This is a genomic window from Eisenibacter elegans DSM 3317, from assembly GCF_000430505.1.
Classification (GTDB): domain Bacteria; phylum Bacteroidota; class Bacteroidia; order Cytophagales; family Microscillaceae; genus Eisenibacter; species Eisenibacter elegans.
Genome location: NZ_AUMD01000022.1, coordinates 1 through 19206, shown reverse-complemented (window position 1 = coordinate 19206; position 19206 = coordinate 1). Strand labels below are relative to the sequence as shown.

General features: G+C 48.5%; 13 protein-coding genes and 1 tRNA gene. 13 read left to right on the top strand and 1 reads right to left on the bottom strand.

Annotated elements, in window-relative coordinates:
* Nucleotides 1–236: 236 nt before the first annotated feature.
* From G499_RS0109965 to G499_RS21130, 11 genes are all read left to right on the top strand, one after another.
* Nucleotides 237–310 (top strand) — tRNA-Leu (locus G499_RS0109965).
* A gap of 416 nt (nt 311–726) precedes the next feature.
* Nucleotides 727–1971, top strand: a complete 1245-nt coding sequence (locus G499_RS0109960) for an ABC transporter permease (protein WP_026999821.1) — start codon at nt 727–729, stop codon at nt 1969–1971.
* 58 nt (nt 1972–2029) lie between these two features.
* Complete coding sequence (locus G499_RS0109955; RefSeq protein ID WP_026999820.1) at nt 2030–2725, top strand: ABC transporter ATP-binding protein; 696 nt, start codon at nt 2030–2032, stop codon at nt 2723–2725.
* A 12-nt stretch (nt 2726–2737) separates the two neighbouring features.
* A complete protein-coding gene (locus tag G499_RS0109950; protein ID WP_026999819.1) occupies nt 2738–3988 on the top strand; it encodes an ABC transporter permease in 1251 nt (416 codons plus the stop codon).
* A 66-nt stretch (nt 3989–4054) separates the two neighbouring features.
* Nucleotides 4055–5167 carry an efflux RND transporter periplasmic adaptor subunit gene (locus G499_RS0109945; protein WP_026999818.1) on the top strand — a complete coding sequence of 371 codons (1113 nt, stop codon included), beginning with the start codon at nt 4055–4057 and terminating at the stop codon, nt 5165–5167.
* 333 nt (nt 5168–5500) lie between these two features.
* The gene (gene dnaB / locus G499_RS19500; protein ID WP_081413743.1) at nt 5501–7081 is read left to right on the top strand and encodes a replicative DNA helicase; all 1581 of its coding nucleotides are present in this window, start codon (nt 5501–5503) and stop codon (nt 7079–7081) included.
* Between the two features lie 380 nt (nt 7082–7461).
* Nucleotides 7462–8799: a dihydroorotase gene (locus tag G499_RS0109935; RefSeq protein ID WP_026999817.1), complete on the top strand. Its 1338-nt coding sequence runs from the start codon at nt 7462–7464 to the stop codon at nt 8797–8799.
* A gap of 154 nt (nt 8800–8953) precedes the next feature.
* Nucleotides 8954–9370 carry a hypothetical protein gene (locus tag G499_RS0109930; protein ID WP_026999816.1) on the top strand — a complete coding sequence of 139 codons (417 nt, stop codon included), beginning with the start codon at nt 8954–8956 and terminating at the stop codon, nt 9368–9370.
* A 213-nt stretch (nt 9371–9583) separates the two neighbouring features.
* Nucleotides 9584–12595, top strand: a complete 3012-nt coding sequence (secDF, locus tag G499_RS0109925) for a protein translocase subunit SecDF (RefSeq protein ID WP_026999815.1) — start codon at nt 9584–9586, stop codon at nt 12593–12595.
* A 574-nt stretch (nt 12596–13169) separates the two neighbouring features.
* Nucleotides 13170–13817, top strand: a complete 648-nt coding sequence (locus tag G499_RS0109915) for an NUDIX hydrolase (protein WP_026999813.1) — start codon at nt 13170–13172, stop codon at nt 13815–13817.
* Nucleotides 13818–13918: 101 nt separating this feature from the next.
* Nucleotides 13919–14704 (top strand): hypothetical protein, encoded by a 786-nt coding sequence (locus tag G499_RS21130; protein WP_154658399.1) that lies wholly within the window; start codon nt 13919–13921, stop codon nt 14702–14704.
* Between the two features lie 114 nt (nt 14705–14818).
* Here G499_RS21130 and G499_RS0109905 read toward each other — a convergent pair whose 3' ends face one another.
* Nucleotides 14819–15919: a bifunctional 3-deoxy-7-phosphoheptulonate synthase/chorismate mutase type II gene (locus tag G499_RS0109905; RefSeq protein WP_026999812.1), complete on the bottom strand. Its 1101-nt coding sequence runs from the start codon at nt 15917–15919 to the stop codon at nt 14819–14821.
* Between the two features lie 442 nt (nt 15920–16361).
* On the opposite strand from G499_RS0109905, the gene G499_RS0109900 reads away from it, so the two are divergent.
* Together G499_RS0109900 and G499_RS0109895 are read left to right on the top strand one after the other, a co-directional pair.
* The gene (locus G499_RS0109900) at nt 16362–16715 is read left to right on the top strand and encodes a 7(1) septoil knot domain-containing protein (protein WP_026999811.1); all 354 of its coding nucleotides are present in this window, start codon (nt 16362–16364) and stop codon (nt 16713–16715) included.
* Nucleotides 16716–17235: 520 nt separating this feature from the next.
* On the top strand, nt 17236–19083 hold the full coding sequence (locus G499_RS0109895; protein WP_026999810.1) for a S8 family peptidase: 1848 nt from the start codon (nt 17236–17238) through the stop codon (nt 19081–19083).
* The last annotated feature ends 123 nt before the right edge of the window (nt 19084–19206 follow it).

Here is a 19206-nt window from a genome sequence, read left to right as displayed (position 1 = left end):
CACTTGGCTGTCCCTGTAGGGGTACGGCGGGTGTTTCAGCCATAGTCTATCGCTCTGTAGTTTTAGTATTAGCATCTTACCGATGGAGCGCACACGCTTTTTGCCTTAGGTCGGTGGTTCGAATCCACCCGCCTCTACCTATTTTCCAATAAACACCTAGGGGCGTAGCTCAGTGGTAGAGCAAGAGGTAGCTGAAGTGATAAGTGGGTGCGGTTTTGCCGGGAAAGATTTTTGACAGATTCGTGGTCAAACTGGTAAAGACACTGGACTCAGGATCTGGGGATTGCAGGTTCGATTCCTGCCGAATCTACGGCGGCTGCATAGGTTAGGCAGCCGCCATTTTTATACAAGATGTACTTGATTTGAGGATTGACAGAATTTTATTTACTTGATTTTCAACATTTAACTCTCCCAAATCAATTTTGATTGGGTGTATAAGGTGATGTTTTCCCAAAATTCAAACAAGTGGGGGCTAATCCTGTCAATTACTGAGTATCCCGAAGGATGAAATACTTATAGAAAAGCCATTACGTGTTTGTGTGCCAAAGAACAATCACAAGTCCTACAGCAGGTTTGTAGGTTGCATAGAGGGCTTGCTTCTGCATCTTCCAACAACTTTTCACTTTCTTTAAGCTTTCTGTTGCAACCTTTAGTTGTCTGATACTGTCTTTGAAGAGATATTGAACTATACATTATTTTTCACAGCCCTTATTTCTCAAAGACCCTATGTTTGATCTCGACAAATGGCAGGAAATCCTCTATACCATTAACAAAAACAAAATGCGCACTGCCCTGACGGCACTTGGCGTTGCTTGGGGTATTTTTATGCTCGTCTTGTTGATGGGTGCCGGCAAAGGAATGCAAAACGGCATCGAAAAAGATTTTGGAGACGAAAACGTCAAAAGTGTTTGGCTTTGGGATGGTCGTACCTCTATGCCCTACAAAGGCCTCAAGCCCGGACGCAGCATTTACTTCAGCAGCCAAGATATGGTGGCCTTGGAGCGCGATGTACCCGGGGTAGCCTATGTGGGGGTGCGCAACCGCTTGTCGGGGGAATATACCATCAACTACAAAGACCGCAACGCAGCCTTTCAGGTCTATGGTGCCAACCCCTTCTTTTTTGCAATCAATGGGGAACGCTTTGTCAAAGGACGCAGCCTGCACAGCCAAGACCTGAGCGAATACCGAAAGGTAGCCGTGATTGGGGAACGCACCCGCAGCGTTATTTTTGGAGACAGTACCGAAGCCATCGGCCAGTATATCGACATCAAGGGGGTATACTTCAAGGTGGTGGGGATTTTCACCCTCCAAGGGGGCGACGGGCGGCGCGAGGAGCGCGTCTATATCCCCTACACGACCTACCAGCGTGTATTTAACCCCAATAACAAGATAGAACTGCTCGGGGTGGGCATCCGCGAGGGCTATGCTTCTGAGCAAGTAGCCGAAGAGATACGGGCAGTGCTCGCTCAACGACACAACTTCGATGTGGCCGACAAACAGGCTGTCGGTATCAACAATAACGAAGAGCAGTACCAGCAGCTACAGGGCTTGTTTTGGGGTATCCGCACCTTTGTATGGATAGTCGGTATTGGCACACTGATGGCCGGGATTGTCGGGGTGAGCAATATTATGCTCATCGTCGTGAAGGAGCGCACCCGTGAGATAGGTGTGCGCAAGGCCATCGGCGCTACCCCTTGGTCGGTCGTCAGCCTAATCTTGATGGAGTCTGTTCTCATCACTGGGCTTTCGGGCTACTTCGGAATGCTGGCCGGCGTAGGCATCATCGACCTGATGCGCTGGCTTATAGATAGCACCGGCGCAGAGATGCCCTTTTTCCACAACCCCGAGGTAAACCTTGATGTCGCGCTGGGAGCGATTAGTCTCTTGGTCATTGCCGGAGCCTTGGCCGGACTAGTACCCGCCCTTCACGCTGCCAATGTGAAGCCAATAGAGGCGCTACGGGCAGATTGAGGCATTACCAACCGTTTTTTTAAGTACCTACTCACTACACATAAACTATACTACCCCGATGATTACATTCCGCAATATTCACAAAAACTACCAAATGGGGGCACAAAGCTTCCACGTGCTCAAGGGCATCGATATGACCATCGAAGAAGGGGAACTTGTCTCGATTATGGGGCCTTCGGGCTCGGGCAAATCTACAATGCTCAACATCTTGGGCATCCTTGATGACTACGACCAAGGCGAATACCACCTCAACAAAACCCTGATGAAAAACCTCAGTGCCAAGAAAGCGGCCTACTACCGCAATCAGTTTTTGGGCTTTGTGTTCCAATCATTTAACCTACTTTCTTTCAAAAATGCGATGGAAAACGTAGCCCTACCGCTTTATTACCAGAAAGTAAGCCGTCGCAAACGCAACCAGCTCGCCCTCGAATATTTGGAGCGTGTGGGGCTGCGCGATTGGGCACACCACGTCCCAAGCGAGATGTCGGGTGGGCAAAAGCAGCGCGTCGCCATTGCAAGGGCGCTTATCAGTCAGCCCAAGGTGATTTTGGCCGATGAGCCTACCGGCGCACTCGATTCCCAAACTACCCAAGAGGTAATGGATATTTTCAAAGAAGTACACCAACAGGGAATGACCGTGGTGATTGTAACGCACGAAAACGAAATTGCCGCCCAAACGCAGCGCGTCATCCGCCTGCGTGATGGAGTCATCGAAAGCCATGGCAAAGAAGCGGTGGCCAATATTCACGCCTAACCCCTACACTTTATGTTTGACCTCGATAAATGGAACGAAATCTACGCCACCGTCCGAAGGCATAAGCTCCGCACGGCGCTGACGGCCTTTGGGGTGTTTTGGGGAATCTTTATGCTCATCTTGCTGATGGGAGCCGGCAAAGGCCTCGAAAACGGAGTAATGCAAAGCTTCAACATTGCCAAAAATACGGTATTCTTATGGTCGCAACGTACCGGTAAAGAGTACCAAGGCTTCAAAGCAGGGCGCTTTATCCGATTTACCAACGACGATGTGGCCGCCATCCGCAACCAAGTACCCGAAGTGGCTGTGTTGGCACCACGAAATATGTTGCAAGGCAGTTTTGAAATCAGTCGGATGAAAAAGACCGCGTCTTTTGAAGTCTACGGCGACCATCCCGACTTTATTCAGGTGCAGGCGATGGAAATTCCCGAAGGACGTTTTATCAATGCCCGCGATTTGGCCGAGCGCCGCAAGGTCATCGTCATTGGAGAGCGGGTGCGCGAACTACTCTTCGAACCTGGAGAGGAGGCTCTAGGGAGCTATATCAAGATTGCGGGCATCTCCTTCAAAGTTGTGGGAGTGTTCAAGAGCAGCGCCAAGGGCGAAAACAAAATGCGCGAGGAGCAGACCATTTATATGCCCCTGACCACGATGCAGCAGGCATACAACCAAGGAAATCGAATTTTTTGGTTTGCTTTTGTACCACAAACAGGCATCCCTGCCGCCGTCGTCGAACAGAAAGTCAAGACCTTGCTGGCGCAGCATCACCACGTAGCCCCCGACGATGTGAAGGCCTTTGGGAGCGCCAACGTAGAGCTTGAGTACCAGCAAATTCAAGGGTTATTTACGGGCATACGCGGCTTTAGTTGGTTTGTCAGCATTTTTACCATCATCGCCGGGGTGATTGGTGTGGGCAATATTATGCTCATCGTAGTGCGGGAGCGCACCAAGGAGATTGGTATCCGTAAGGCGCTTGGCGCTACCCCTTGGTCTATCATCAGCCTCATTATCCAAGAGTCGGTCGTCATTACGACTGTGGCCGGGTATATTGGCCTGATGGCAGGAGTAGGCTTGGTAGAGTTGATCAACTATGCCTTGAGCAGCAGCGGCGCTGACCTAGGCTTTTTTGCCAACCCCGAAGTAGATATGGGCGTAGCCCTGACGGCCACCGTGGTGCTCATTCTGGCGGGAGCCTTGGCGGGCTTTGTGCCTGCGGCAAAGGCCGCCGCCATCCAACCCATTGTGGCGCTCAGAGATGAGTAGTGCCGCCTTATTTCAAAAAAACCGAATAAAAAATAGAGAAACACAACAGCAAAACAGACTATCGTTATGAAAAAAGTAATTTTTGGCAGCTTCGGCCTTGTCTTCATCTTATTATCAGGTTGGTTGGGCGTATATTTTTATGGCAAATCCAAGAAAGACCCCGTAATCTACCAGACAGTCAGCCCTAAGGATACGACCATCATCAAAAAGACCGTCGCCACAGGAGCGATTGTGCCCCGCAGGGAGATTCAAATCAAGCCGCAGGTGTCGGGAGTCATCCAAGACCTGCTTATCGAGGCTGGGCAGACCGTCCGCGAGGGGCAGCTAGTGGCCTCTATCCGCCTAGTACCCAACCTTACGGGCATCAACAGCGACCAAATCAGCATCAACAGCGCCCGCACCAATATGGAGGCCGCTTCAATCAATTTTCGCAATGCCGAAATCGAATTGGCGCGACAGAAGAAGCTCTTCGAGCAACAGGTCATCTCGGAGCAAGAGTACAACCGTTTTTTGCTTGACTTCAAAGTACAGCAAGAAAATATGGCCGCCGCCCGCAAAAACCTTGAGCTAGTCCAAACGGGGGCTATCCAACGCTCCGGCGGGGCGCTCAACTCTGTATACTCTACTGTAACGGGCGTGGTGTTGGATGTGCCCGTAAAGGCCGGCAGCTCTGTGATAGAGCGTAGCAACTTCAACGAAGGCACAACCATCGCCTCTGTAGCCGATATGCAGAGCTTGGTGTTTGAAGGCAAGATAGACGAATCGGAAGTAGGCAAAATCAAAGAAGGGATGGAATTGATGCTGACCATCGGGGCTATCGAAGGCAAGGTTTTTAAGGCTGTATTGGAGTATATTTCGCCCAAGGGTGTACAAGAGGAGGGCGCCATCAAGTTTGATATCCGCGCCCGCCTTGTGCTCCAAGAAGGCGATTACCTGCGGGCCGGGTACAGCGCTACTGCGGAAATTGTGCTCGACAAACGCGAAAAAACGCTGGCTATCAGCGAGAATGTGCTCATCATTGAGAAGGGCAGTACCTTTGTAGAGGTAGAGGTCAAAAACCAAGTATTTGAGCGCCGCCTAATCAAAACCGGCATTTCTGACGGGTTGTTTGTTGAGGTGCTGTCGGGGCTCAAACCCACCGACAAGGTTAAAATACCCAATGCGACCACAAAGAAGTAAGTATTGTGAAGATAAACTTTGTCATACCTGACCAAAACGAGGTTGAGTATCAACAAAATCAAACCTACTGTACCCTCAAGTCAAGTAAATCTTGGCATAAAAAAACAGAGGGCATATAGGCTGCCCTCCGAGGCCTCATCTTTGTAACACACAACGAACGTAACGGTACCTCAGACTTTACTCACAAACTTTGTGGGTAAAGTATTTTTTTTAACCCCTTGATTTTTTGAGGGTTGCAGTGGCTTTCGACAGACACCGCTCCTACTCACTTCGTAGAGTGCGCTAAAAGCCGTACCTTTGTAAACTATTGCCTTGCTCAATTGTACGATACTTATGGCCGATCCGAAAAACACCATCAAACCCAAAAACACGGCCAATATGGCCTACCTCAACAACCAGTTGGGGAAGCTGCCGCCTCAAGCCAATGAGGTGGAAGAGGCTATTTTGGGGGCTTTGATGATTGAAAAAGATGCCATACATGTCGTAGTCGACCTACTCCAAGTAGAGAGTTTCTACAAACCCGTACACCAAGAGATTTATCGTGCAATCCTGACACTTTTCCAAGAGTCACAACCCATCGATATGCTCACCGTTGTACAACAACTTCGCAAAGAAAGCAAGTTGGATGTAGTAGGGGGTGTGGCGCAAATCACCCGCCTGACAGCCGCCGTAAACTCAGCCTCCAACATCGAGTTTCACGCCCGTATTGTGATGGAGCAATCCATCAAACGTGACCTAATCAAGGTATCGAGCGAAGTACAAAAAAATGCTTTTGAAGACAGCAGCGACGTATTTGACTTGCTCGATTATGCCCAACAGCAGCTCTTTGATATTGCCGAGAACAATGTTCAGAAGAGCTATACCGATATCCAGTCGGCGCTGCGCAAGGCCATCGAAGACCTCGAAAATCGTAAAGACATTGCCGATGGCCTCACAGGCGTGCCCTCAGGCTTTACCGAGCTTGACCGCCTGACGGCAGGCTGGCAACCCTCTGACTTGATTATCCTTGCGGCACGCCCTGCAATGGGTAAAACGGCCTTCTCACTGTCGGTCGCCCGCAATGCAGCGGTAGAGTTTCAGCGCCCGGTAGCTTTTTTCTCGCTGGAGATGTCTACTGTACAGCTCACCAACCGCTTACTCTCTGCAGAGGCGGAGCTAGAAAGTGATAAAATCAAAAAAGGACTTTTGGCAAACCACGAGTGGCAGCAGCTCCATACGCGCATCCAACGCCTCAATCAAGCCAAAATTTTTATAGACGATACGCCGGCCCTGTCGGTATTGGAGCTACGCGCCAAGGCGCGCCGCCTCAAGTCCCAACACGATATTCAGATGATTATCGTAGACTACCTCCAGCTAATGACCGCCGGAGGTACCAAAACTGCCGGTAACCGTGAACAAGAAATTGCTTACATTTCCCGATCTCTCAAACAGCTGGCCAAGGAGCTGAATGTGCCCGTAATCGCGCTTTCGCAGCTCAGCCGTGCTGTCGAAACACGTGGTGGCGACAAACGCCCGATGCTCTCGGATTTGCGCGAGTCGGGCAGTATCGAGCAAGATGCAGATATGGTCATCTTCCTTTATCGTCCCGAATACTATGACATCACCCAAGACGAAAGCGGTAACAGCACCAAGGATATCGGCGAGGTGATTGTGGCCAAACACCGTAACGGCTCCTTAGATACTATCCCGCTGCGCTTTGTGGGTAAATTTACCAAATTTGAAAACCTAGGCTTCCGCAGCGGCGGCGGGCCGGTCAGCTTTGGCAGTACCCTCAGCTCAGGTACACTGACACCTTCCTCCTCTCCGACGGTATTGGGCAGCAAGGTCAATCAGCCTGATGGTCTGCCCTCCAATACCAACAACATCCCTCCGGCTATCCCGCCTCCACCCGAAGACGGCGATGTGCCTTTTTAGCAAATCAGCAGATTTGCGCACGAGCAGGTATTTTCGGCGAATGCTTTTAAGCCAATGGACAGCTACTAATTTGGCTTTGATTCAACAAGCTGCGTAATCACATAGAGACTTTCGACAAGTTCACAAAGGCTTCATATTTGGGCTTCTTGGCCTTACTTACAAATACTTTGCGCCCTTTGTGGTTAAATATGTGTCAAGAATCTCCAAATCTCATACATCTTGTTATCAAAATGAGCATAACAACGGCGAAAGTCAAAAATGTCCATTGGTGTGGGCGAATGCTGAAGTCTGTACCGAATTAGTCGGTAGGTTTTGTGGCGGGAGCTTTCAATAGATGCGGGTGAAAAAGCGTAGCTTTGTGTTCTAAACTTTAGAACCTTATGAAAGACCTCCTTATCAAAGAAGCGCAACTCATCAATGAGGGGCAACAATATACAGCCGACCTATGGGTGCGTCAGGGGCGTATCGAAAAGATAGCCACCAATATTCAGCCTTCGCAGGCGGTTACCGAAATTGCCGCCGAAGGGCAGTATCTGCTGCCCGGTGTGATTGATGACCAAGTACACTTCCGCGAGCCAGGGTTGACAGCCAAGGCCGACATCTATCACGAAGCCCGCGCTGCGGTAGCTGGTGGCACGACTAGTTTTATGGAAATGCCCAATACCGTTCCCAACACGCTTACCCAAAGTTTGCTTGAAGAAAAATACCAAATAGGAGCACAAACCTCCTTGGCCAACTACTCCTTTTTTATGGGAGCATCTAACGATAATTTGGAAGAGGTGCTCCGTACAGACATCAATAATGTGTGTGGTATCAAGATTTTTATGGGCTCTTCTACCGGCAATATGCTCGTAGACAATGCTCAGGTGTTGGAGCAGATTTTTGCCCAAGCTCCTATGCTCATCGCTACCCACTGCGAAGACGAGGCTACTGTACGTGCCCAAGCAGCTGTTTTTCAAGAACGTTATGGCGATGCGCTCCGCCCCGAACATCACCCCTTGATTCGGAACGTAGAAGCCTGTATTTTGTCCAGCCGATTGGCCATTGACCTTGCCCGTAAACACAACACACGTCTGCATATCCTACACATCTCCACTGCCGACGAAGTGGGGCTTTTTGACAACCAAACCCCCTTGGCACAGAAGCGAATTACTTCAGAAGTATGTGTGCATCATTTGACCTACAGTAGCGAGGATTATGCAATTCTTGGCAACCAAATCAAGTGTAACCCGGCCATCAAAGCCCCAGAGCACCGCGAGGGGCTTTGGAAGGGTTTGCTAGACAATCACTTAGATATCATCGCCACTGACCACGCCCCCCATACTTGGGACGAAAAGCAACAACCTTATAGCAAGGCTCCTGCCGGAGTACCCCAAGTACAGACTAGCCTGCTGCAAATGCTCGAACACGCCCGCAATGGCAAATTGAGCCTCATCCAGTTGGTCGAAAAGATGTGTCACGCTCCTGCAGTGTGCTTTCAGTTGGCGGAACGGGGCTTTTTGCGCGAAGGATATTGGGCAGATTTGGTATTGGTAGACCCAGCCAAACCTTATCTCTTTGACCAAAGCCAAATCGCCTACAAATGCGCTTGGTCGCCGTGGGTAGGACAGACCTTTAGTCATACCATCACCCATACGATTGTATCGGGGCATATCGCCTACCAAAACGGCCAATTCGACGAAAGCCGCCAAGGAATGCGCCTACAGTTTGAACGATAGCCATACGCCTGAATATTACTTAAAACCCACGGGGCAGCCCGTGGGTGATACCCAATCGAAGGATCGGGGTTGTGGCGCGCTAATAGAGACTTTGCAAAAATTAGTCAGAAAGCTTGCTTGACAAAACTAATTTGGTAATTTTGCGCCTCAATCTATGAAACAAACTCGTCAACATAGCATTTTTCGTACCCATACACTCCTCTTATGTGCGGTGTGGTTATTGGCCTGCCTGATGCGCTTCGCAACATATCCGGCAGCGTCTCAAGTGCTGTTGAGCCAAGAGCAGTTGGCACTTCATACCTCCCAAAACAGTGTTCCTTCTTGCCCAAAAGCAGATAATAAAACTGATACTGATGCCACACAGGAGCATCCTACGAAGGTACAGGCTACCGTAGAGGCAGTGCCTGCGAGCGGATCCCTCCAAGTCAGTCAGGCATATTACACTATCTTGCCACAGGTATTCCCAATGCTGTATAACACCCCGGCGTGGGTCAGCTATCCGGCTCGCTATTGTGCGGCCAAGTTTTGGGCGGTGATTTTTCATTGTATCCGGCCTATCAACGCTCCCTAAAATTTTCTAACAGTGCTTTGTGTTCGAGCCTAGGCTGTCACGAAGTACAAGTCCATACCTATGGTGTAACCCACAAATAGGTATAGGTCTACCCCCTTGGTGTATCCGCACTTAATGTGTTCACTACAAGGGCTAGGTGTTATACACAACCTATAGTTGTGTGTGGCGCATATTATCTCTATCATCATTTATATTTTATTTTAGACTTCTCTTATGAAAAACAAAAGTGGAATTATCCTGCTAGCCGTAGTCATAAGCCTTTTGTGCTTGTTCTACCTCTCTTTTACCTTTGTGTCGCGCAAGGTACAAAGCGATGCAACCAAGTTTGCGACCGAAGCCAATGGTACAGTAGACTTTGCCAAGCGCCAAGCCTACCTTGATTCTGTGTGGACAGAGCCGGTATACAACCTTGTTGGGATAGAATATACCTACAAAGACGTTCGCGAAAAGGAACTAGCCCTTGGCCTTGACCTTCAGGGTGGGATGCACGTAACCCTTGAAATTTCGCCTATCGAGATTTTGAAAGTATTGGCCGGCAACAGCCAGAATCCTCTCTTTTTGCAATCTTTGAAAAAAGCGGAAGAGATGCAACGCCAAACCTCGAAGCGTTTTGTAACGCTTTTCTTTGATGCCTTCCAAGAGGCCGACCCCGAAGGCAAGCAAATCGCCCGTGTGTTTACCAATACGCTTACCCGCGACCGCATCAACTCGAAGTCTTCGGTAAGCGATATCCGCAAGGTAATCGAAGAAGAATTGGAAGACGCCATCAGCCGCTCTTTCAACATCTTGCGCAACCGTATTGATAAATTTGGCGTAGCCAACCCCAATATCCAGCGTATCCCCGGTACAGGCCGTATCTCTATCGAACTACCCGGAGTAGATAACCCTGAGCGTGTGCGCAAACTGATTTCAGGCGTAGCCAAGCTAGAGTTTTGGGAAGTATGGGAGATGCAAGAGCTTGCCCCATATCTGCAAGGCTTTGTGTCATACTTGGCCAAAGTAGAAGCTCAGGAGAAACCTGCCAAAGTAGCAGAGAAAAAGGAAGAAAAGACAGCTGCAGACGGCTTGTTGGTAGGTACTGACAGCACCAAAAACGCCGCCGACGCACTATTGGCCGGTATTGATTCTACCAAAACAGATAGTGCTGCCACTGCTGCTACAGATACCAATGAAGCCCAAACAGCATTGGATAGCCTTCAAGTGCAGAGCAATCTTTTCAACCAAATTTTCATCCCTACTTATGAAGGGCTTGGGGTACAAGTAAAAGATACTGCCCGTGCGAACCGTCTGATTGAGCAAGCACAAAAAGCTGCCATATTCCCCAGCAATGTCCGCTTCTTGTGGGCTGTGAAGACTGAAAAAGAAGGAGGCATTTTAGTGCTGTATCCAATCAAAACAGGTAAAGGTGGAAAAGCACCTTTAGAAGGAGACGTAATCCGTGATGCGCGCCAAGATTTTGACGAAAAATCACGCCCCAATATCTCAATGCAGATGAACGCAGAGGGAGCCAAGAAATGGCGCAAACTGACAGCCAACAACATCCGCCGACGCATTGCCATTGTACTTGACGACTATGTGTACTCTGCACCTGTGGTACAAAACGAGATTCCCGGTGGCAACTCTTCTATCTCTGGTAACTTCACCCTCGAAGAAGCTAATGACTTGGCCAACATCCTCAAGGCTGGTAAAATGCCTGCGCCTGTACGCATCGTAGAAGAAGCTATTGTAGGGCCTTCGCTCGGACGCGAGTCTATCCAACAAGGAGTATTCTCTTTGGCGCTTGGCCTTAGCCTAGTGGTAGTGTTTATGTCGCTATACTACCAACGTGCCGGTATTTTTGCTGTCTTGGCTTTGTTGGTCAATATCTTCTTTATCATTGGTATTTTGGCCCAATTTGGGGCAGTACTGACCCTAGCCGGTATTGCCGGTATTGTATTGACCATCGGTATGTCGGTCGATGCCAACGTACTGATTTACGAGCGTGTGCGTGAAGAACTTTGGGGCGACAAGCCGCTGGCAATGGCCGTTAAGCTTGGCTACGAAAAAGCCTACAGCTCAATCATTGATGCCAACGCTACTACCTTCCTCACAGGGGTTATCCTATACAGCTTCGGAACGGGAGGAGTCAAAGGTTTTGCCGTAACCCTGATGATTGGTATTGCCTGCTCACTTTTCAGTGCAATCTTCATCACCCGCCTCATCATCGAAGCCTATATGAAAAAGGCTACCAAGGGCAATGCCGTAGCGCGCAAGCTCAGCTTTGAGTCGCCCATCTCTCGCAACTTGTTGCGCGACACCAACTTCGATTTCGTCAGCAAACGCCGTGTAGCCTATGTAATCTCTAGTGTGATTATTGTAGCAGGTTTAGGCTTGATTATCGCCCAAGGCGGTCTCAACTTAGGGGTTGATTTCAAAGGTGGACGCTCTTATGTTGTACGCTTCGACGAGCCTGTATTGGTGGCTGAAGCCCGCACAGCGCTTAGCAAGTCGCTTACCGGTGGTATGGAAGTAAAAACCTTTGGCGCTAACAATCAACTCAAAATCACGACCAGCTACCTCGTAGAGGACGAAAGCAACGAAGGGGATAAATTGGTAGAAACGGCTATCTTCGAAGGGCTTACTCCTTTCAAGGACAAAAACCCCGAAATTATCAGTTCTTCTAAAGTAGGTGCTTCTATTGCCGAAGACATCAAAGATACCGCCCGTTTGGCCGTGATTTTCTCACTTGCTGTGTTGTTTTTCTATATCCTGATTCGCTTCCGCAAGTGGCAGTATGGCCTTGGTGCAGTAGTGGCCTTGTTCCACGACGTTTTTGTGGTCTTTGCTTTCTTTGCTTTCGCACGCGTCTTGGGTATTTCTTATGAAGTAGACCAAGTGTTTATTGCGGCGATGTTGACCGTTATCGGCTACTCCATCAACGATACCGTGGTTGTGTTTGACCGTATCCGTGAGTTTGCCGGTGAAATGAGCCGTGTCGAATTCAAACAAAACCTCAACACTGCCATCAACGCCACCTTGAGCCGTACCCTGATGACCTCCGGCACTACCTTGTTGGTAGTCCTCATCTTGTTCCTCTTTGGTGGTGAAGTATTGCGAGGCTTCTCGTTTGCCCTCTTGGTAGGTGTAAGCGTGGGTACATACTCTTCAGTGTTTGTGGCTTCGCCAATCGTATTGGACTTGTCTAAAATTGGGGCTAAAAACCAAAAAACAGCCAAAAACGCTTAGAAAAATAGGCGAAATGCCTTGCCAAATTTTTATAAAAAGCCCAAACAGGATAACGCTGTTTGGGCTTTTGTCTCCAATCAAAAATGGTTTGGGAAATGTGTCTGCTGAAAATCCTTGGGAATCAAGAAAACCAAACTCTATGCATCCTCAAATATTGTGAATCTTGGTATAAATTCTCAGCTCGGCACTTAAAACAGTTGATTTTTGTGCTGATACTAGGCAAAAAGCGTAGACCTTATGTTCAGCCCACGGTTTTAATCGTAGGAGGGCTATAGCAAGCATTTTTAACGGCATAACAACCAAAAAGCAGCGTTTTGGCATCGATGAAGAAAATCTTCAACAAGGGCTTAAACAAACCCTTGATTTTTCGTGTTTTAGACTTGACTTTAAAGTAGTAGACGCTACAACATTAAAAGCCTTCTTTAGCAGTAATAAAATTTGCACTATTTTGTTTAACCAGTATTGATATAATCAAAATCATTGTACAAATTCATTTTCCTGCGTATATTTGTCAGACACCAACTCAACGCTCAAAAACGGTTAGGAGCTAATTTTTCACCACACATCTCTTCGCATGGACTTTGATGCCATTTGTGCTCAACTCAAAAAACGCCTTAGTCAGCCGCTTCCGGGCATTGATGCCCACAAAAAAATGGCCCCTCCAGAGCGATTCCCCAATGGAGGAGAGCTTGTGCCGGAGCTAGAGCCTCGCATTGGATGTGTACTGTTGTTGTTGTACCCCGACCATAGTCTGCAAACGCTCAAGTTTCCCCTCATTGTCCGCCCAGAGTACAAGGGCGTACACAGTGGCCAGGTGGCCTTCCCTGGAGGCAAGCAAGAGGAGGTGGATGAAGACCTTATTGCCACAGCCTTACGCGAAACGGCTGAGGAAATTGGGGTGAGCATCGAGCGCAGCCAAGTACTGGGTCAATTGAGCCAAGTCTATATTCCACCTAGCAACTTTATGGTCTACCCTGTGGTGGCGGCTATTTCCCAAAAACCTAATTATGCCCCCAGTGTTGATGAAGTTGCGAAGATTTTCGAAGTCAGTGTGGCTCATATCTACCAACACCGCGCCCGCAGCCACAAAAACGTTACCTATAAACAACGAGAGTTTTTAATGCCTTTTTACGATATCGGTGGCAATATGATTTGGGGAGCCACTGCAATGATTATCAGTGAGTTTGTAGAAATATGGGACGATATTCAGGTGGCTTGCTAAGCAGGACTGCTGCTGGTAGTAGTTCCACAATAAGGGAGACGCTCATACACTTTTTTGGTAGGATTATCTTCGGCATCTGTACTTTTTTTGTTTGGCTGGTTGTGGGGTTCACGACCCTGCAAGGTCAAACCACTACTTGGCAACAAATCAAAAGCCTGAGTATCAGTGCTCCCATTGCTGCTGCCAGCCTCGACAAACAAGGCAGCCTACTCTTAGCCGATACCCAAGGCAATGTCCTCAAATATGACACCCAAGGCCGCCTGTTACAACAATTTCGCTCCCAGCGCAGCTCTGCGCCTTCGCATATAGCAGCACAAAACACGCTCAATCTATTGCTTTTTTATGAAGACTTGCAGTATTTCATCATCACCGACCGCTTTCTGAACCCTATCGCCCAAGCTTTTTTGGATGAAGGCCAAGTCCGAAGAGCTGCCGCTGCCACACTAGCCGCCGATGGGCAGCTGTGGCTTTTCGATGAGATAGACTTCAGCCTCAAAAAATATGACTACCGCTTCCAAGAAGTAACCCTACAAGTAGCGCTCGACCGCCTGCTCGACCCTAAGGGTTATCAAGTACACACGATGCAAGAGTATCAAAACCGACTCTACTTACAAGATACCGAGGCGGGCTTGCTTATTTTTGATAATCTAGGCAACTACCAACAAACCCTCCCCCAGCTCCACAATCCAGTGGCGGCCTATGCCGATGCCTTCCGTTACCATACTGATGGTATACAGCTTTTCAAAACACCCCTATACCAAGGCCGCCCCGAAAGCGAAGCATTACAACCAACCTTGGCTTCAGATACAGTAAAACACTTGTTGGTATATGGCCAACACGCCTACTTTATCACCGAAAAACACCTGCTGATTTATCGAAAAATGTAGCGGTGTGAGGGCTTTTGTCAGTAGATAAACAGCCTTCGTGAGGCATATGACAATACAAACCCTTCAAAGCAGAAGCTTCGAAGGGTTAGGAATAGGGTAGGAGGGGCGCAGCCTTCAAGCCTTAGCTTCGGTACGGCTCATCACCTCGGTTTGCTTGCGGATAGACTCCACGTGGATGAGCTTATAAATTTCGGCAATAAAATCTTTGTTGAGATTCATTTTTTCGGCCCATTGTTGGCGGCTGCGGAAAATTTCATCCCAACGCTCCATTTGGAAAATGGTAACGTTATTCTCTTTCTTATACTCTCCGGCTTTTTCTACCAGCGCGAGGCGTGCCCCTAGCAATTCCACCAATTCTTGGTCAAGGTTGTCAATCTGTGCGCGTAGTTCTTCGAGTTGATTGATAAAAATAGCATTATCACTCTTCACCAAACGTATTTTCAACTCCGACAAAATCTCTTCTAGTCGCGTAGGCGTTACCTGTTGCTGGGCATCGCTCATAGCTTGATCAGGGTTGATGTGGGTTTCTATCATCAGTCCGTCATAGTTGAGGTCGAGCGCCTTCTGTGATAGCGGGCCAATCAAGTCTCTCGCACCTCCGATATGGCTGGGGTCACAGATAAGCGGGATTTCGGGAAGGTAAGTTTTCAGCTCAATCGGAATTTGCCACATAGGCACATTGCGGTACTTCGTTTTCTGGAAAGATGAAAACCCACGATGAATGGCCGCAATCTTGGTAATGCCGGCCTGTGCAATCCGTTCGATGGCTCCTATCCACAATGCCAAGTCAGGGTTTACGGGGTTTTTGATCATCACCGGGACATCGACCCCACGCAGCGCATCGGCCACCTCTTGCACATTGAAGGGATTGACAGTGGTGCGTGCCCCTAACCATAAGATATCGACATCGTACTTGAGCGCCAGTTCGATGTGTTGGGGCGTAGCTACTTCTACCGCTACCGGCATTTTCAACTCCTTGCGGACGGTTTGCAACCAAGGCAAGGCTTTTTCACCAAAGCCCTCAAAGCTATTCGGACGGGTGCGGGGCTTCCAAATGCCGGCACGCAATACATCTACTTTCAGGTGTTGAAGCGCCTGACAAGTCTGCATCAATTGTTCTTCAGATTCGGCACTACAAGGGCCGGCAATAACCAAGGGGCTTTGCTTGAAATCAACCCACTGACGGAGTGGACTAATGGTAAGATCTAAGTTCATACAACCAGATTATTTAGGAAATTAACAATGTGTGCTTGGGGAATGTTACGATACAACACAGGAATTACACAAGTCTGTTGCGTATCCTGATTATCTGCGACCGTGAAAGGGGAGGGAGAGAGTGATTTGCCCTAATGGAACTTAGCGACTAAATCGTGCGGTGAGTAGATAACCATACGCCTGCCAACGCCACCAGTAATAACCGAGTGACTTGTTGCAATAATAATATTTGGCGATGGTTGGGTACATAAAAATAATTCACCGTCTTTTGACGCTTAAATATAGGAAAGCATTTGCCACAAAAACAAACAGTCAAGGTGTTTTTGTCGAAAAATACAAATCATTCTTGCTTAAGCGCTAAAGCACAAGGGGTAACCCAAGGGAGGGAATCATCGTTTACAAGACTGTCGAGTTTGATTTTTTCACAAAACCCTGTTTTGCTATGCGCAAAATCATCACACATATTTGTTCAGTCATTGTATTGCTCACCTTGGTTGGTCTACAACAGGGCTTCGCCCAGAAAATATTTGCTGTCAATTATGCCAGCCAAGCCGATGTCAAAGTATTTGTGGCCAACTACGCCAGCCAAGCTGATTTGAAGGTGTTTAAAGTATCATATGCCAGCCAAGCCGGACGTAATGACGGGCGTTGGTTTTTTGTAGACTATGCCAGCCAGGCCGATGTGAAGGTGTTTTTTGTCAATTATGCTAGCCAAGCCGATGTCGTGATCCATTATGTCAACTATGCTAGTCAGGCCGGGTGGAACAATACCAGCAAACGCCGCTTTTTCGACTAAAGCCATTTTGATTTCACAGTACGCATCATTTTTCTTGAACTTATTTCACAGGAGGTTGTGTTTTTTGGAGCCTCTCTCAGGCCTCTCGAATCTGCGGAACACAGCCTACAATATGTGGGTACGAGGGCGAGCTTTCAGCTTTAGCGCCTTCGCAAACACAGGGAGCTACCGCAACGCTTGTTCGAGCATCCTTCGTACTCTTGTGTTCGTGTTCGCTGCTTGCACCAGCCTAGCTTTGTCCAACAAAACACGACTCCAAACCACATAGGCATATCCTGAGGAACCAAAATATTCACAATCACCAAGGTACAGACTCTACAAAATATATTATCTTGCCTTCAAAAGCTTAGGTATGCGAATTGTTTTAAATCGGTTTGTACAAGCAGGTTTATGTTGGGTACTCTCAATAGGTGCGGTTTACGGCCAAAATACCCGACTCACTTGGCGACAAACGTATGAAAGCCACAGCCTAAACAAGTATCCTGCGTATCGTTATGATGTCCAAACTAGGCAGTGGGCAATGCTGCATCATGTCACCCCTGCAGGTTATCCCATATATTATGTCCACCGCAGCAATGCCGCCGCCGCCGCCGAAATCGGCACAAGCCAAGTCCGTGCTTTTAATACTCCCATTGCCCTCAACGGACAGCAAATGCAAGGACGCTTGGGGATATGGGAGGTGGGCAGCATCCGCACTACCCACCAAGAGCTTCGTCAGCGTGTCTTTGTAAGGGACCAAACTACTTTCCCCGGGGGGATTCCTAACGCCAATAACCACGCCGTACACGTAGCAACAACTATCATTGGCCAAGGTGTAAATGCTGCTGCTCAAGGAATGGCTCCCCAAGCCCAGTTGGAAGCTTACAATACCCAACAAGACCTAACCGAAATGGCTCAGGCCGCCGCTCAAGGAATGCTCATCTCCTGTCATGCTTATGGTGCAATCTTTCCTACAGGAACACAAGCTTGGCGCTTGGGCTATTACAATGCGGCTGCTGCCGACTGGGACATGCTTTGCGAAAACCGCCCTTTCTATTTGCCCATACAGGCTGTAGGCAATGACCGCAGCAGCGCTGGCAACCAATATGACCTGCTCCACGACTTTGTAACGGCTAAAAATCCGCTGGCTGTCGGAGCAAACAAGGGAAACCAACTGGCAGACTTTAGTAGTACTGGCCCTACTGATGATGGCCGTATCAAGCCCGACCTAATCGCCCCGGGGGCGGATATACTTTCTGCCGCCGCCGCTGACGATCAAGCCTATCAAACGCTAGGTGGCACCTCGATGGCTGCCGCTGTCGTTACAGGAAGTTTGTTATTGGTACAACAGGCGCATTTGCAATGGTACAACCAACCCCTCACGGCTGCTGCCCTCAAAGCCCTCGCCATCCATACTGCCAGCCCCATAGGCACACAGCCAATACCTAATTATCGTGTAGGGTGGGGGCAGCTCAACACACAAGCCGCCTTAGCATTCCTCTGCACCCAACAAAGAGGCAGTTTGTTGGTAATGGACACGCTCGCCAACGGACAAACATATACCCAAACATTACAAACATCATCCACACAGGCCTTACGCGCTACCTTAGTCTGGACGGATCCCGCAGCCATTCCCTTACCCGAAAACCTGACTTCTTTCAACAACCGCACACCACGTCTTGTCAATGACCTTGATCTTCGACTGCTCAACGCTAATGGGAGCATTGTAGCCAGCCCTTGGGTACTCAACCCTGCTGCACCAGAGCAAAACGCACAGACTGGCGACAACAGGGTGGATGTTGTCGAGCAAATCGTATACTCTTCCCAAAGCCCAAACACTACCTACACTCTGCGGATTGCACACAAAGGCACACTACAAGACCAAAACGGCCTAGCCCGTAACCATCAATCTTTTGCTTTGGTGATTTCCGGTTTGGCAGCGGATAGTTTACAAATACGTTTAGAAAACAACCTACTCAAAGCCAATTTACCCCCACAGCCTACAGACCTTCAGTGGGAGTGGCTACGAGAGGGTGTCCCTATGAATACACAAACAGCGACTACGTTTGTGCCTGCTGAGCCTGGCAATTACCAATTGCGTATACGAACTTATTGTGGCCAAACCCTACTTTCTAATATTATCCGCATCGGGGAAGATTTTCAACCTATCCGCCTATTTCCCAATCCCGCCGCCAACTTCATTATCTTTGATGCTCCCACACAGAGTCCGGTCAAAGTCATCATTTATAATATGCAAGGCAAACAAATGGCAGTGCTTAGCTTTGTTAAATCTAAAGAAGTCATTACAAATTATTGGCCATCAGGTACATATATCGCCTTTGTGGAATATGAGGGCCGCCAATACACACATAAGTTCATCAAAAACTAGTCTCTATCCCACCTCCCTATTCATTATCTGTGAACACATCCTATGTTGGGGTTTTTGGTCTGTGTTCAACAATTTTCTTCTTGACAGTCAGTGGTTTAGGGTTTTTGGGCAAAAAAAACGGGG